Source organism: Sphingomonas sp. Sphisp66 (assembly GCF_047324325.1).
Taxonomy (GTDB): domain Bacteria; phylum Pseudomonadota; class Alphaproteobacteria; order Sphingomonadales; family Sphingomonadaceae; genus Sphingomonas.
In genome coordinates this window covers 3,913,173-3,928,625 of sequence record NZ_CP168508.1, presented here as the reverse complement: position 1 = coordinate 3,928,625, position 15,453 = coordinate 3,913,173, and the positions used below count along the sequence as shown (strand labels likewise).

Sequence of the window (15,453 nt, the reverse complement as noted above, 5' to 3'; positions counted from 1 at the left end):
AGCCGCGGGATGGACAGGGGCGACGCGTTGCAATGGTGGCAGACACGATGGTTCGTGGCGCTCTGCATCTTCATAGCCGTGATTCCGCTGCTCTGGCCGACCATCCCGCCGCTGGTCGACCTGCCGGGACACATGGGGCGCTACCGCGTCCAGTTCACCTATGACCAATATCCGTTCCTGCGCGAGTGGTATGATTTCCGCTGGAGCCTGATGGGCAATCTCGGCGTCGATCTGCTCGTCATCCCGCTCCACTATGTCTTCGGGCTCGAGCTGGCGGTGAAGCTGGTGGTGATCTCGATTCCCGCCATGACCGTCGGGGGCATGCTGTGGATCGCGCGCGAGGTGCATGGCCGGATCCCGGCGACCGCGCTGTTCGCGCTGCCGCTCGCCTATGCCTTTCCCTTCCATTTCGGCTTCGTCAATTTCGCGCTGTCGATGGCGTTCGCGCTACTGGCGTTCGGCTGGTGGCTGCGGCTGGCGCGGCTCGGCAAGTTCGTCTTCCGGTCGATGGTGTTCCTGCCGATCTCGGTGCTGATCTGGGTCTGCCACACCTATGGCTGGGGCCTGCTCGGCGTGCTCGCCTTCTCGGCCGAGCTGATTCGCCAGCACGATCTGCGCCGCAATCCGGCGCTGCCCTGGTACAAGGACATTGTCGGCGGCTGGATCCTGCCCTGCTTCTTTGCCGGCCTGCAGTGCATCGTGCTGGTGCCGCCGGCGCTGCTGATGGTGCTGTGGCGCTCGGGCGGGCATGTCAGCGGCCAGACCTTCGACATGTTCAACTGGCGTGCGAAGATGCTGTGGATCACCCAGGTCTTCCGCGACCGCTGGCAGCTGTTCGATCTGGCTTCGGTCGGCGTGCTGTTCCTGCTGCTGTTCAAGGCAGTGCGCGATCCGAACATCCAATATTCGCGCAACCTGGCGCTGTCGGCGATCTTCCTGACCCTGGTCTACGCGTTGCTGCCGCGTGTCGTGTTCGGTTCGGCCTATGCGGACATGCGGCTGGTGCCGTTCCTGCTCGCCGTCGGCATCCTCGCGATCCGGTCCAAGCCGGGCCTGTCGATCCGCGGCGCCGCCACCGTCGCGATATTGGGCATGACGTTCTTCTGCGTGCGCATCGCCGCGACCACCTGGAGCTTCGCGCTCTACAGCGGCACCTATGATCGCGAGCTGAAGGCGCTCGAGCATCTGCCCCAGGGCGCGCGCCTCATCACCTTTGTCGGCGAGACCTGCCGCTACGAATGGAAGCAGACCCGCCTCCAGCACGTTCCCGCGCTCGCGCTGGAGCGCAAGCTCGCCTATACCAACGACCAGTGGTCGATGGCCGGCGGCCAGCTGCTCACCGTGCGCTATGCTGCCGCCAAGCGCTTCGCGCACGATCCCTCGCAGATCGTCACCGACGTGCAGTGCCCGCGCGAATATTGGCGCCCGGTCGCCTGGGCGCTGGCGCGTTTCCCGCGCGACGCGTTCGACTATGTCTGGATGATCGAGACGCCGGCCTATAATCCGCGCTTCGAGCAGGGCCTGATCCCGCTATGGCGCGACGGATCGAGCGCGCTGTTCAGGATCGACCACTCGGTGCCCGCCCCGGTGATCGAGCCCGGCGAGCTGCCGGTGCCGCGCTGGGAGCGCGACATCATCCTGCGCGAAGGCCATGGCGGCGAAAGTCGCCTGCCGGATCCCGAGGCGAGCCCGGTGCCCGAGCCGGAGGAATCGCCGGTGCCGGTCGCCTCGCCGAGCCCGACGCCGTCGCCCAGCCCGACCCACAAGGCGAAGCACAGGAAGGCAAGGCACTAGGGTTCAGCTACCTGCGTTCCCCGGCGAAAGCCCGGGCCCAGGGTTTCTCTGCCGTGTCGCTTGTGACCCTGGGCCCCGACTTTCGCCGGGGAACTAGTCAGGCCAATTCGGCGAGGTATCCCGATATGCCTACCCGCCCCGCCGAAACGGCGTCAGCTCGCCGAGATATTCCTGCTCCTGCGCCACCGATTCGCGCTCGCGCTCCAGATAGTCGGCAACGGCGCGGCGGAAGCCCGGATCGGGGAGGTAGTGCGCCGACCAGGTGGTGACCGGCGCATAGCCGCGCGCCAGCTTGTGCTCGCCCTGCGCGCCGGCCTCGACACGGCTGAGTCCGCGCGCGATCGCCGCGTCGATCGCCTGGTAATAGCAGAGCTCGAAATGGAGGAAGGGCACTTCCTCGGTGCAGCCCCAATAGCGGCCGTAGAGCGTGTCGGCGCCGATCAGGTTGAGCGCCCCCGCGATCGGCCGGCCATCGCGATAGGCGAGGATCAGCAGCACCTTGTCGGCCATCTCGCGGCCGAGCAGCGTGAAGAACTCGCGGGTCAGATAGGGCCGGCCCCATTTGCGGCTGCCGGTGTCCTGGTAGAAGGTCCAGAACACGTCCCAATGCGCCTCGTCGATCTCGCTGCCGGTCAGGTGGCGGATGCTGAGCCCTTCCACTGCGGCGGCGCGTTCCTTGCGGATCGCCTTGCGCTTGCGGCTGGCGAGCGCGCCCAGGAATTCGTCGAAGTCGCCATAGCCTTCGTTCGCCCAGTGGAACTGGGTGCCGGCGCGGAGCAGCCAGCCTGCCGCCTCGAACAGCGGCAGCTGGGCGTCGTCGAGGAAGGTGACGTGCGCCGAGGATAGCCGGTTCTGGTCGGTCACTGCCTCGATTCCCGCGATCAGCCCGGGGGCCAGCGCCCCGTCGCGCAGCAACAGGCGCGGGCCGGGCACCGGCGTGAAGGGCACGGCGATCTGCAGCTTGGGATAATATTGGCCACCCGCCTGCTCCCAGGCATCGGCCCAGCCATGGTCGAAGACATATTCGCCCTGGCTGTGGCTCTTCGCATAGGCCGGGGCGATGGCGGCAGGCACGCCCTGGCCGTCCTCGATCACGATCGGCAGCGATTGCCAGCCGGTGCGCGGGCTCACCGATCCCGAGCGTTCGAGGATCGACAGGAAGGCATGGCTGACGAAGGGATTGCGGTCGCCCGCGCATGCGTCCCAGTCGCCCGGCAGGATCGAGCTGACTCCATCGGCGATGCGGGCGGTCACGGAAGCGGCGGGCACGACACCGAGATAGTTGTCCGCGCGCCGTTATGCCACCGGTTCAGGCCGTATATCCGTCGCGGGCCATCGCGTCGGCTACCACGGGGATGGCGGGCGCGAGTTCGGCGGCATAGTTGCGCCAGCGCTCGACCGACTTGGTGTGCACCGCCTCGCGCACCTGCGCATAGCTGGGCGTCGCGGCGAAGCGGCGGCTCTCGTGGAACTTGAGCTGGGCCGGCTCCACTTCCATGCCGAGAAAGGCCATCAGGGCCTCGGTCTCGTTCGCCTGGCCGGTGAGGAACTTCTCATAGACCAGCCGGTGGAAGGGGATGCCGATCGCTTCCCAATGCTCGGTCAGCTCGGAGATGGCCGCCAGATGGTGTGCGGCGTCCTCCAGCCGGAAGCCGCAGTTGAAGCCGTGGGTCAGTGCATGGCTCATCGCCGAGACCAGGACGTCGAGCGGATGACGGCGCACCGAGATGATCTTCGATTCGGGAAAGGCGAGGCGGACCAGCGGCATGTAGATGTCGTTGAGCGGCATCTTGTCGGTGAACCAGTCGGCCCCCGGCTCGAGCAGGCCATATTGCTCGGCGCGGGCGAGATAGAAGTCGCGGAACAGCGTGACCACATGGTGCCGGTCTGCGGCGAGCAGGCCGGACAATCCTTCGGGAAAGCGGCCGATCTGGGTGACCGCGAACTCGATCAGTTCGCCGGTGAAGGGCAGCTCGCCGCCGGGCCGGATGCGCGAATGGCTGGCGAGGATCTGCTCGGCCATGGTGGTGCCCGAGCGCGGGAAGCCGAGGATGAACAGCGGCTGGGGCACGTCGGAGCGCCGGCGCGCGCGCGGGAAGGCGGCGAAGCGCTCGGGTGTGAAGACCTGGCGCAGCTGCGCGATATGTGCCTCGACACCTTCTCTGGCATAGCTCTGGCTGCCCTCGCGCAGCAATTGCGCCTTGCCTTCGACGAAGTCGCGCCACGCCTCGGCATGGCGGCCCGCCTTGTCGCGCATCCGGCCGCGCAGCAGCGTTCCGGTGCCCGGAAGCATGGGCACGGCGTCGAGCATCGCCAGCCCCTCGCGCCAGTCCGGGGTGCGATCGAGCAGCATCGCCTCCTGGATCGTCACGTCCTGGCCGGTGGCTGCGCCGAGCGCGGCAGTCTCGGCCAGCATCGCGCGTGCTTCCTCGAACCGATCCTGCCGTTCGAGCGCGAGCGCCAGATGGGCGCGGGGCAATATGCCGTTCGGCATGTTCTCCACCGCCTCGCGCAACGCGCGCTCGGCTTCCTCCAGGTCGCCTTCGCGGATCAGATCGTGGCCGAGTGCGGCGAGCAGTTCGGGATGACGCTCGCCCAGCGCGATTGCGCGACGCAGATGCCATATGCCGGGCGCGAGCATGGTGCGCTCGGAGAGCTTGATGCCGAGCATCGCGTGGGCGAAGCCGTTCTCCGGGTCCGCCGCGATCGCATCGCGCGCCACCGCTTCGGTTTCCGCGGCGCGGCCCTGCGACGCGAGCAGCCGGGCGAGGGCATTGTATCCGCCGCGCCGGTCCGGCGCCATCGCGATCGCCTGGGCCCAGATCTGCTCGGCGCTGCGCAGGTCGCCGCGCGCCTGGACGATGGTGGCGAACAGTTCGAGGCCGTCGGGATCGGCCGGATCGGCGCGAACCGCGGCCTGTACGAGATCGAGCGCCCGATCGAGCTGGCGTGCCTCCAATGCGGTGCGCGCCTGGGCGAGGATATCCTGGGTCATTGCCGCCCTTATCGGCACGGGCGGGGCGGTGAAGCAAGGGTCAGCGGCGGATCCGTACGTCGCGCTGCGGCAGCGCCAGCGTGATGCCATGTTCCTTGAACATCACCCAGAGCCGGTTGAGCACGTCGCTCTTCACATTGCCGACGCCGCTCTCGGGATCGCTGATCCAGGTGAGAATCTCGTGCTCGACACCATTCTCGCCGAATGCGGAGAGGCGGACATTGGTCGGCGGATCGTTGAGCGCGCGCGGGCTTTCCCTGGCGGCGCGCAGCATCAGCTCCTGGGCGAGCTTGAGGTCGCAATCATAGGAGACCGTCACCGGGATGCGGACGCGGACATTGCGGTCGGTGTACGACCAGTTCTCCACCTCCTGAGTCATCAGGATCTCGTTCGGGATCAGATGCTCCTTGCCGTCCCGGGTGACGACGCTGACCGCGCGCACGCCGATTTTGTTCACCCAGCCGAAGCTGTCACCGACCACGATCACGTCGCCCGGCTTGATCGAGCGGTCCATCAGCAGGATGATCCCCGCGATCAGGTTGCCGATCGTCTTCTGCAGGCCGAAGCCGATCGCCAGGCCGAACGCGCCGGAGAAGACCGCGAAGGCGGTGAGGTCGATCCCCAGCAGGTCGATGCCGACGAAGAAGGCGACCACCACCGCGGCGATCGCCGCGAGCTTCTGGAACAGCAGCTTCTGGGTCGGGTCGAACCCCCGCGCCGTCGCGATCCACTGCGTCAATATCCGGTTGAACAGGCGGACGCCGGCGAAGAGCAGCAATACCGTGATGCTGATGCTGATCAGCGAGAGCAGGGTGAGGCGGCGCGCGCCGATGTCGATGCCGACGCGCTCAAGCGTCTCGCGGGTCGCGGCGAACCCGCCGATCGCGTGGCTGAGGATCGCGGCGAAGGCGATCGCCGCCGCGGTCCAGGCGATCGAGCGCGGCAGGTTGAGCCCGCGCAATACTGCGATGCTGAACATCGCCGCAGCCGCGCCGGTGGCGAAGCCCAGGCCGAGCGCCGCCAGCGGGTGCCAGTTCCAGCCGGCGAGGATGATGCCGAGCAGCACCGTCGCGACGCCGTGGCGGATCACCTCGCACACGCGCCCGCTGAACAACGGCCCGTGATCGGCGTCGCGCGACCAATATTCGGCGATCCGCGGCCCGATCCGCCGCCCGGCCAGCCAGCCCAGCGCCAGCGCGGCGACGGCGAGCCCCACGGCGATGCCTGCTTCGCTCAGCTCCGGAGGGGAGGGGAGATTGTGCCCCGCCAGCCAGTCGCCGAACCGCTGCATCATCCCCGGGCATCCCCAAAGGCTGCCAGGCCACGTTCGAGATCGGCGATCAGGTCCTCCGGATCCTCGAGCCCGATCTGCAGGCGGACGACCGGCCCCTCGGCCTTCCACTCGGTCGCGGTGCGGAAGCGCTGCGGATCGACCGGCAGGGCGAGGCTCTCATAGCCGCCCCAGCTATAACCGATGCCGAAATGCTCCAGCATGTCGATGAGCGCCGCGCGTTCCTTCTCCCCGCCGCCGTTCAGCACGAAGGAGAACAGGCCGGCCGCACCCTTGAAGTCGCGGTGGAAGAGTTCGTGCCCCGGGCAATCGGGCAGCGCCGGGTGCAGCACCCGCGCCACTTCCGGCCGGGTCTTGAGCCATTCGGCGATCTGCAGCGCGGCCCGGCCATGCTGCTCAAGCCGGATCGCCATGGTCCTGAGGCCGCGCGCGCCGAGCCAGGCATCGTCCGGGCTCGCGGTCTGGCCGAGCTGATAGCTGGTGTCGCGCAGCTTCTGATACTTGCCCTCGGCCGCGGTGACCGAGCCGAGCATCACGTCCGAATGGCCGACGACGTACTTGGTGGCGGCAAGGATGGTGTAATCGATCCCGAGCTGGATCGCCGGGAACAGCAGGGGTGTCGCCCAGGTGTTGTCGAGCACCGTGGCGATGCCGCGATCCTTCGCCACCGCGACGATCGCCGGCACGTCCTGTACCTCGAAGGTCAGGCTGCCCGGGCTCTCGAGGAAGATCACCCTGGTGTTCTCGCGGCACAGCGCCGCGATGCCCTCGCCGATCAGCGGATCGTAATAGCTGGTCTCGATCCCCATCCGCTTGAGTAGGCCATTGGCGAAGTTGCGGGTGGGATCATAGGCGCTGTCGGGCACCAGCAGGTGATCGCCCGGCGACAGCAGCGCGAGCAGGGTCGAGACGATCGCGGCGACGCCCGAGGGGTAGAGCAGGGTGGCTTCCGCCCCTGGCTCCAGCTCGGTCAGCGCTTCGGCGAGCGACCACTGGGTCGGCGTGCCACGCCGGCCGTAGAACAGGCGGTGATGCGTGTCCTTCGCGCCGCTGGCGCGCAGGTCCGCGACATTGTCGTAGAGGATCGTCGAGGCGCGCCACACCGGCGGATTGACGATGCCCTGGGTCCATTCCTTGCGCCGGCCGGCGGAAACAACCTTGGTCTTGTCCTGCCAGACCTTGTTCTGCTCATCGCTGCTCATGCCGGCCCCAATGCCTTGGCAGTATCGGGACGGCTACCCCATTCGGTCCAGCTGCCGTCATACAGCGCGGCCTCATTGTCGAGCAGATGCGCGCCGAACGCCAGGATCGCGGCGGTGATGCCGGAGCCGCAGGTGGTCACCAGCGGCTGGCCAAGGTCGATGCCATGCTCCTCGAACACCGCGCGGATATGCTCGGGCGCCTTCCAGGTGCCGTCGGCATTGAAGAACTTCGGATAGGGGATGTTCTTCGAGCCCGGGATATGGCCGGCGGCGACCTCGGCACGCGGATCGGCTTCGTCGCCGGTGAAGCGGGCGGCGGAGCGGGCATCGGCGATCTGGCCGGTCTCCGCTTTCATCTCGTGCAGGGTCCGGGCGTGGGCCGTGGGCGCACGGGCCTCGAAATCGCCGGGTTCGGCTTCGTGTGGCCCGGCTGTGCACAACCGGCCTTCCGCCTTCCACTTGGTCATGCCGCCGTCGAGCAGCGCGACATCGACGCCGGCGAGCCGCAGCACCCACCAGGCACGGCACGAGGTGTGGTGCGGGCCATTGTCGTACAGGACGATCGGCGTCTCGGTGTTCGCTCCCAGCGTGCGCAGCCGCTCGGCGATCTTGGCGACGGTCGGCATGGTCGAGGGCAGCGGGCTGTCCTCGTCGACCAGCGTGTCGAGGTCGAGGAACCGCGCGCCTGCGATATGCTCGGTCTCGAATTCCGCCCGCGGGTCGCGTGGCGGCGATCCTGGGATCGTCGATGTATAGGTTGCGTCGAGCACCAGCACATGATCTGCGCCGGCCAGCCATTCGGTCGTTACGAGCCCGTCCATGGCTCCGTCTCCTAGAAGGATGCAAAGCGCATCGCAAACTCCTACATGGCGGGCATGGACGCCAAGCATCTCGGAAAAACCTCGACCCTTCCCGCCACGCCGGAAGAGGCCGAGCTCGACTATGTGCCCAATCCGCGCAAGGGCACCCGCTATCTCATCCGCTTCGCGGCACCCGAGTTCACCTCGCTCTGCCCGATCACCGGCCAGCCCGATTTCGCGCATCTGGTGATCGACTATGTGCCGAAGGACATGATCGTCGAATCCAAGTCGCTCAAGCTGTTCCTCGGCAGCTTCCGCAACCACGGCGCCTTCCACGAGGATTGCACCGTCGGCATCGGCCAGCGACTGTTCGACGAGATGCAGCCGGAATGGCTCAGGATCGGCGGGTACTGGTACCCCCGCGGTGGTATACCGATCGACGTTTTCTGGCAGTCTGGTGCAGCGCCAGAAGGTGTCTGGATACCCGATCAGGGGGTGCCGGGCTATCGCGGCCGCGGCTGAACGACACATTTACAAGCTGCAGTGCGAGTCGTATCATGCCGCACTGCAGCATGATGAAACCTTATTGAAAACAGTTGGTTTGGAAGGATGAGCGTGGGGGCAACACGCAATTGAGTTTGCGATAGCGAAAGGAATGATCGGCGCATGAAAGCCCCGAAAATCCAGCACATCGCGCTGATCGGCAACTTCCTGCCGCGCAAATGCGGCATCGCCACCTATACTACCGATACCTATACCGCGCTCAAGACGCGCTTCCCCGAACTTCGAGTCGATGTCTATGCGATGGACGACCATCCGGGGCGTTACGACTATCCCGATGCGGTCACTGGCTCGATCCCGCAGCAGGAGCGCCCGGCCTATATCGAGACCGCCCGTCGGATCGAGGCCTCTGGCGCGCAGGCGCTGTGGGTCCAGCATGAATATGGCATCTATGGCGGCCCGGCCGGCGAGCATCTGATCGCGCTGCTCGATCGCCTGTCGATCCCGGTGATCGCGACGCTGCACACGGTGCTGGAGAGGCCCAATCCCGACGAGCGCCGCGTGATGGAGGCGCTGCTGCGCCGCGCCTCGCGGGTGATCGTGATGGCCGAGAAGGGCCGCGAGATCCTCAAGCGCGTCCACGGCGCCGACGACAAGAAGATCGCGATGATCCCGCACGGCGTGCCGGATCGCCCCTTTGCCGACCCTGAGGATTTCAAGCCGCGCTTTGGCTGGCAGGGGCGCGAGGTGATCCTCACCTTCGGCCTGCTCGCGCCGAGCAAGGGCATCGAGACGATGATCGAGGCGATGCCGGCGATCGCCGAGGCCCGGCCCGATTCGCTCTATGTGATCCTGGGCGCCACCCATCCCAATCTCGTCGCGCATGAGGGCGAGGCCTATCGCGAGCGATTGAAGGCGCGCGCCGAGGAACTGGGGGTGGCCGATCATGTCGCCTTCATCGATGGTTTCGTCGAGCAGGACGAACTGCTCGACTATCTCCAGGCGGCGGACGTCTATGCGACGCCCTATCCCAATCCCGCGCAGATCACCTCGGGCACGCTGTCCTATGCGGTGGCGGTGGGCAAGCCGGTGGTCTCGACGCCCTATATCCACGCGACCGAGATCCTGGGCCAGGATCATGGCGTGCTGGTGCCGTTCAACGACAGCGCGGCCTTCGCCCGCGAGATCGGCCGACTGCTCGCCGACAAGGATGCCCGGCTGGCGCTGGCGCACCGCGCCTATGCCCGGGGCAGGACGATGCTGTGGCCGCGTCTTGCCGAGACCGCGATGGACACGCTGGTGAGCATCATGGCGACCAGGCCGCGGCGCTTCGCCCGCGCCAGCCAGGAGCTCGCGCCGCTCAAGCCGGACCTCGCCGCCGTGGAGCGGATGAGCGACGCCACCGGCATGCTCCAGCATTCGATCTTCTCGGTGCCCGATCGGCGCCATGGCTATTGCATCGACGACAATGCCCGCGCGCTGATCCTGATGTCGAGGATCGAGGGGATCGACGAGACGCTGCGCGACAAATGGACGAGCGTCTATGCCGCCTTCGTCCAATATGCCTGGAACCAGGACCTGCGCCGCTTCCGCAACTTCATGAACTTCGACCGGACCTGGTGCGAGGATGTCGGGTCGGAAGATTCGAACGGCCGTGCGCTCTGGGCGCTGGGCGTCACGGCGCGCGACGCCAAGGCGCTCAAGCATCGCGACTGGGCGTCGGCATTGTTCGACGCCACCGCCTCGATCGCGCTGGAGCTGGGCAGCCCCCGCGCGCGCGCCTTCGCGATGCTGGGGGCGGCGGCGATGCTCGATGCGCATCCGGGGCACCGGCTCAGCCGCGAGATCCTCACCCGCTTCGGCGAGGAGCTGATCGAGCTGCTCGACGGCAATCGCCGGCCCGAATGGAGCTGGTTCGAGATCGTGCTGGCCTATGACAATGCTCGGCTGCCCGAAGCACTGCTGCGTGCCGGCATGGCGCTGGGCCGCAGCGAGTTCACCAGTGTGGGGCTCGAGACGCTCGAATGGATCGTCGGGCAGCAGACTTCGCCCGAGGGTCGCTTCCGTGCTGTCGGCACCGAGAGCTTCGGTCGCGAATATGCGGCACCGCTTCAGTTCGACCAGCAGCCGCTGGAGGCGCAGGCGACCGTGGAGGCCTGTGTCACGGCCTATGAAGCGACGGGCGAGCGGCGCTGGGTGGAGGAGGCGATGCGGGCCTATCGCTGGTATCTCGGTGCCAACGACCTCGAGCTGCCGCTGGCCAGCGCGCAGGATGGCGGCTGCTTCGACGGGTTGATGCCGCACGGGCTGAACCGCAACCAGGGCGCCGAGTCGATTTTGGCGCTCCAGTTGGCGAATTGTGCGATTTCCGCCCTTTCAAATGCAACCGGAACCGTGGCAACACCGTTACGAGCTGCCGTCGCCTAGAGCTTCAGGCCTGGGCGCCGGTGCGGGAAATGGCTGGGAGCCGGATGCTCGAACTTTTCAATCATGCATTGCGCCTGCGGGCAGACCCTTCCCGCGTGGTGGTCCGCCCGTTCCACATAGCCTGGGCCTCCAACGGGTCGGCGCCGAGCCGGACCGAGCGGCTGGTGAGCGAAGTGCTCGCCATGTCGCCGGGGGCGGCGCGGGCCCAGCTGGAGATCGTGCTCAAGGACTTCGAGGCGCGCCACTGGCAGACGCGTCGCGTGTTCATGACGCGCTATGACGAGATCGAGGGGATGCTCGGGCTCGACGGCAGCCAGATCGGGGACGAGAAGCGCCAGCTGATCGGCGCCTATTTCTGCCACGAGTACAGCTATGCCGCCGCCGCGCTGATGAACCCGAGCGCGGTGCCGCACTACGACCAGACCGGCATGCCGGAGGGCAGTCTGCGCATCCTGATGAGCCTGCGGGCGGTGGGCGAGGGGCACATCTCCTCGGTCGCCTTTCGCGAGGGGATTATTACCGAGAGCAACGAGCTGACCCTGGCGCCCGAGCCGCCCTTCGCCACCGCGGCGGATGCCCGGGAAGAGGATGAGGAGCATGTCCCCGAGGGGCCGGTGACGGTCTATCGCCACCGCGATTCGACGCTCTCCGGCACGGTGATCTTCCCGATCACCAAGGCCCAGTCGAACGGGCTCGAGGACCTGCGCATCACCCATTTCCGCCACGAGGACGGCGAAGAGGAATGGATCGGCACCTACACCGCCTATAACGGCTCGGTGATCCAGTCCGAGCTGCTGCGCACCCGCGACTGGCGCAGCTTCGACCTGGTGCCGATGTCGGGCAGCGCCAGCCGCAACAAGGGCATGGCGCTGTTCCCGCGCACCGTGAACGGCAGGTACATGATGCTCGGCCGGCAGGACGGCGAGAACATCTTCCTCCATGCCTCGGACGACATCACCCGCTGGGAAGGCGGCGAGCTGCTGATCAAGCCGAAATTCCCCTGGGAGCTGGTCCAGATGGGCAATTGCGGCCCGCCGATCGAGCTCGACGAGGGCTGGCTGATCCTCACCCACGGCGTCGGCGCGATGCGCAAATACTCGATCGGCGCGGCGTTGCTCGACAAGAACGACCCGTCGAAAGTGCTCGCCCGTTCGCCCGAGCCGCTGCTCGCCGCGGCGGACCAGGACCGCGAGGGCTATGTGCCCAACGTCGTCTACACCTGCGGCGCCATCAAGCATGGCGACAAGCTGTTCATCCCGTACGGCGTGGCGGACAGCTCGGTGGCGTTCGGCTTCGTGCCGATCAGCTCGCTGCTCGCCCAGATGGCCTGAGGCGGATTCCCCTCCTGCAAGCGGGAGGGGAGAAGTTTCACCGATAGTTGGCGACGTCGTCGGCCGGGGTTTCGGGACCGGTGCCCGTCGGCGTGCCGCGGACCAGCTTGCGGGTCAGCGCGTAAGAGACCGCGATCAGCCCGAAGAACAGCAGCGGTGCGATCCACATCGCCACGCTCTCGAAGCTCTCGCCCATCACCGCCAGCGGCGCGTCGTTGGGCGGGATCGGCGAGTTGCGGTTGGCCCAGGCGAGGATGCCGGCAAAGGCGACGCCGAACAGCGATTCGCCGACGATCAGGCCGGTCGCCGCCAGCACGCCCATCCGCTCGGCGAACTCAGGGTTGGCCTGGCGCTTGGCCCAACGGTCATAGAAATGCCCGATCAGCGCGCCGACCGGGATCAGCAGGGTGAGGCCCATCGGCAGGTAGATGCCCATGCCGACCGCGAGCGGCGGCAGGCGCATCTTGCCGGTCTTGCCGAGCACTTCGTCGACGATGATCACGCCGACGCCGATCAGGGCGCCGAGCCCGATCAGGTTCCAGTCGATGTCGCCGCCGAGCACGCCCTTGGCGATCGACGAGATCAAAGCGGCCTGGGGCGCGGAGAGCGCATTGGGGCCGGCGCCGGGCATGCCGACGAAACCGAGCGTGTTCTTGAGCAGGTCGAGCACCAGCGGGATCGCGAGGCTGCCGAACACCACGCCGAGGATCAGCGCGAACTGCTGCTTCCACGGCGTCGCGCCGACCAGCTGGCCGGTCTTGAGGTCCTGGAGGTTGTCGTTCGAGATGGTCGCGATCGAGAAGATGATCGCGGTGGTGAACAACGCATAGGCGATCAGCGCGTTGGTCCGCGACGGGTCCGCCTCGTGCCCGAACACCGCGACCAGCAGCAGCGAGGCGCCGAGCACGGCGAGGATGCCGACGCCCGAGACCGGCGAGTTCGACGCGCCGATCAGGCCGGCCATGTAGCCGCAGATCGCCGCGATCATCACGCCGACGATCAGGACATAGGCGAGCGAGCCGCCGATGACGGCGATGGGATGGTCGTGGACCGGGCCGCCTGCCGAGAAATTCCAGAGCAGCCAGGCGATCGGGATGAGCGTGGCGACGGTGATCAGCCCGACCAGGCCGATCGGCATGTCGCGCTCGGTGATGTCGAGCGCCTGGCCGCCCTGGCGGGCGCGCGAGGCGGCGAGCGCCGAACGCAGGCCGGCGATGATCGGGCCGATGATCTTGAGCAGTGACCAGATCGCCGCGACGCCGATCGTGCCCGCGCCGATGAAGCGCACCTGGCCGCGGAAGGTCGCGCCGACCAGCGCGTCGATCGCGCTCATGTCCCCGCCCGAGGCGAAATACGGCACCAGCACGGTCCAGGAGATCAGCATGCCGAAGAACATGGCGGCGCCGACCGAGATGCCGACGAGATGGCCGACGCCGATCAGCAGCATCGACCAGCTGGTCGACCAGCCGGTGGCGGTGCCGCCGACCGCGAAATTCTTGCCCGCCTCTTCCGCGACCAGCTTCATCTTGGCGAGCAGCGCGAACAGCCCGGAGAAGAGCGTGCCGATCACCAGCGTGCGCAGGCCCTTGGCATTCTCCGCATCGCCGGCGCCCGAACCCGAGCCGACCTTGAGCACTTCGGCGGCGGCGACGCCTTCGGGATAGGGCAGGTCGGTGCCGGTGACGAGCGCACGGCGCAGCGGCACCGAGAACATCACGCCGAGCACGCCGCCGGTGATGCACACCGCGACGGTGGTCCAATAGGGGAAGCCCGACCACCAGCCGACCATGATCAGGCCGGGCAGCACGAACACGATGGCTGCCAGTGTGCCCGCGGCGGACGCGATCGTCTGGACGATGTTGTTCTCGAGGATCGTGCCGCTCTTGAACGCCTTGAGGATCGCCATCGAGACGACGGCGGCGGGGATCGAGGTAGCGAAGGTGAGGCCGACCTTGAGGCCGGCATAGACGTTCGCTGCGGTGAACAGGATGGTGATCAGCGCGCCGAGGAGGATGCCGCGCAGCGTGAGCTCGGCCATCGGGCGGGGCGATTCGCCAGTCTTTTCGGGGCTCATTGGCTCAGATCTCCGCGCGGAAGTTCACTAAGTTCACGACATGCACGCCGCGATCGCGTGCCCGCGCGCGAGGCGCCGGCAGCGGCGGCGAGCTTGGTAAGGAATGCGTTGGTCATCGGTGGAGCGTGGCATTTGCGCGCCGTGTAGGACAGCATTTTTTGCGGGCCGGTTGATTATGATAACCAATTGGTTATGAGTCCACACATGGAGCCGACGCCCCTCTCCGCCGCCGATGCGCTGTTCCGCGCGCTGGGCGATCCTACCCGACGCACCCTGTTCGAGCGGCTGGCGCAGTCGGAGCTGACCGTGCGGGCGCTGACCGACGGGGCGGGGATCTCGCAGCCCGCGGTCTCCAAGCATCTCGCGGTGTTGAAGGGCGCGGGGCTGGTGCTCGATCGGCCGCAGGGCCGCGAGACGCATTACCGCGCCAATCCGCGCGGGCTGGCGCCCCTGCTCGACTGGATGCGGCTGCATGAGACGCTGTGGGCCGACAGCTTCGACCGGCTCGAGGACCTGCTCAAGAGGATGGACCAATGACCGAGACGCGGACTTTGGTGATGGAGCGCGAATTCCCCCATCCGCCCGAGCGGCTGTGGCGGGCGATCACCCAGCCGCACCTGATCGCCGAATGGCTGCTGCCCAACGACTTCGCGGCGCAGCACGGCCACCGCTTCACGCTGCAGAGCCCGGGCGCGCCGGGCTGGAGCGGGCGGATCGACTGTGCGGTGCGCGAGATCGATCCCGGCCGGCAGCTTTCGTACAGCTGGGACACCGGCGGCGGCGAGGAAGCGATGCCGCGCTTCGAATCGGTGGTGACGCTGACGCTCGAGCCGGTCGCCGGCGGTACCAGGCTGCGGATGGAGCAGACCGGGTTCACCAATGCGAACAACTATGGTGGTGCGCGCTTTGGCTGGGGGAAGTTCCTCGAGCGGCTGGAAGGGGTTGTGGCGGGGTTGGAGTAATCGCTTCCCCTCCCTGGAAGGGAGGGGATCGAGGGGTGGGTTGCGTCCGGGCGATACGGCTAGGCTCGGTTTGGCG

12 protein-coding genes are annotated in these 15,453 nt (G+C 67.3%); 6 read left to right on the top strand and 6 right to left on the bottom strand.

Going from position 1 to position 15,453, the window contains the following annotated elements; genetic code table 11:
- Positions 1-9: 9 nt before the first annotated feature.
- Complete coding sequence (locus ACEN8G_RS17810; RefSeq protein WP_413415954.1) at positions 10-1,794, top strand: hypothetical protein; 1,785 nt, start codon at positions 10-12, stop codon at positions 1,792-1,794.
- A 129-nt stretch (positions 1,795-1,923) separates the two neighbouring features.
- On the opposite strand, the gene ACEN8G_RS17805 is transcribed toward ACEN8G_RS17810, so the two are convergent.
- The 5 genes from ACEN8G_RS17805 to ACEN8G_RS17785 are packed head-to-tail and all read right to left on the bottom strand — an operon-like array spanning position 1,924 to position 8,103.
- Complete coding sequence (locus ACEN8G_RS17805) at positions 1,924-3,063, bottom strand: GNAT family N-acetyltransferase (RefSeq protein ID WP_413740645.1); 1,140 nt, start codon at positions 3,061-3,063, stop codon at positions 1,924-1,926.
- Between the two features lie 40 nt (positions 3,064-3,103).
- Positions 3,104-4,789 carry a tetratricopeptide repeat-containing sulfotransferase family protein gene (locus tag ACEN8G_RS17800; protein ID WP_413415956.1) on the bottom strand — a complete coding sequence of 562 codons (1,686 nt, stop codon included), beginning with the start codon at positions 4,787-4,789 and terminating at the stop codon, positions 3,104-3,106.
- Between the two features lie 40 nt (positions 4,790-4,829).
- A complete protein-coding gene (locus ACEN8G_RS17795; RefSeq protein ID WP_413415957.1) occupies positions 4,830-6,083 on the bottom strand; it encodes a mechanosensitive ion channel family protein in 1,254 nt (417 codons plus the stop codon).
- A complete protein-coding gene (metC, locus tag ACEN8G_RS17790; protein ID WP_413415958.1) occupies positions 6,080-7,282 on the bottom strand; it encodes a cystathionine beta-lyase in 1,203 nt (400 codons plus the stop codon). The genes ACEN8G_RS17795 and metC overlap by 4 nt, the downstream gene beginning before the upstream one ends.
- Entirely contained in the window at positions 7,279-8,103 is an 825-nt protein-coding gene (locus ACEN8G_RS17785) for a sulfurtransferase (RefSeq protein ID WP_413740643.1), read from the bottom strand. The genes metC and ACEN8G_RS17785 overlap by 4 nt, the downstream gene beginning before the upstream one ends.
- 54 nt (positions 8,104-8,157) lie before the next feature.
- Here ACEN8G_RS17785 and queF point away from each other — a divergent pair, with 54 nt between their 5' ends.
- From queF to ACEN8G_RS17770, 3 genes are all read left to right on the top strand, one after another.
- Positions 8,158-8,604 carry a preQ(1) synthase gene (gene queF, locus ACEN8G_RS17780; protein ID WP_413415961.1) on the top strand — a complete coding sequence of 149 codons (447 nt, stop codon included), beginning with the start codon at positions 8,158-8,160 and terminating at the stop codon, positions 8,602-8,604.
- A gap of 144 nt (positions 8,605-8,748) precedes the next feature.
- On the top strand, positions 8,749-11,010 hold the full coding sequence (locus ACEN8G_RS17775) for a glycosyltransferase (RefSeq protein WP_413415962.1): 2,262 nt from the start codon (positions 8,749-8,751) through the stop codon (positions 11,008-11,010).
- 44 nt (positions 11,011-11,054) lie between these two features.
- On the top strand, positions 11,055-12,341 hold the full coding sequence (locus ACEN8G_RS17770; protein ID WP_413415963.1) for a glycoside hydrolase family 130 protein: 1,287 nt from the start codon (positions 11,055-11,057) through the stop codon (positions 12,339-12,341).
- A gap of 37 nt (positions 12,342-12,378) precedes the next feature.
- Here the strand turns inward: ACEN8G_RS17770 and ACEN8G_RS17765 are convergent, their stop codons facing one another.
- On the bottom strand, positions 12,379-14,379 hold the full coding sequence (locus ACEN8G_RS17765; protein WP_413415964.1) for an OPT family oligopeptide transporter: 2,001 nt from the start codon (positions 14,377-14,379) through the stop codon (positions 12,379-12,381).
- Between the two features lie 240 nt (positions 14,380-14,619).
- On the opposite strand from ACEN8G_RS17765, the gene ACEN8G_RS17760 reads away from it, so the two are divergent.
- Complete coding sequence (locus tag ACEN8G_RS17760; RefSeq protein ID WP_413415965.1) at positions 14,620-14,952, top strand: ArsR/SmtB family transcription factor; 333 nt, start codon at positions 14,620-14,622, stop codon at positions 14,950-14,952.
- Entirely contained in the window at positions 14,949-15,377 is a 429-nt protein-coding gene (locus tag ACEN8G_RS17755; protein ID WP_413415966.1) for an SRPBCC family protein, read from the top strand. Before ACEN8G_RS17760 ends, ACEN8G_RS17755 begins: the two co-directional genes overlap by 4 nt.
- Positions 15,378-15,453 lie beyond the last annotated feature (76 nt).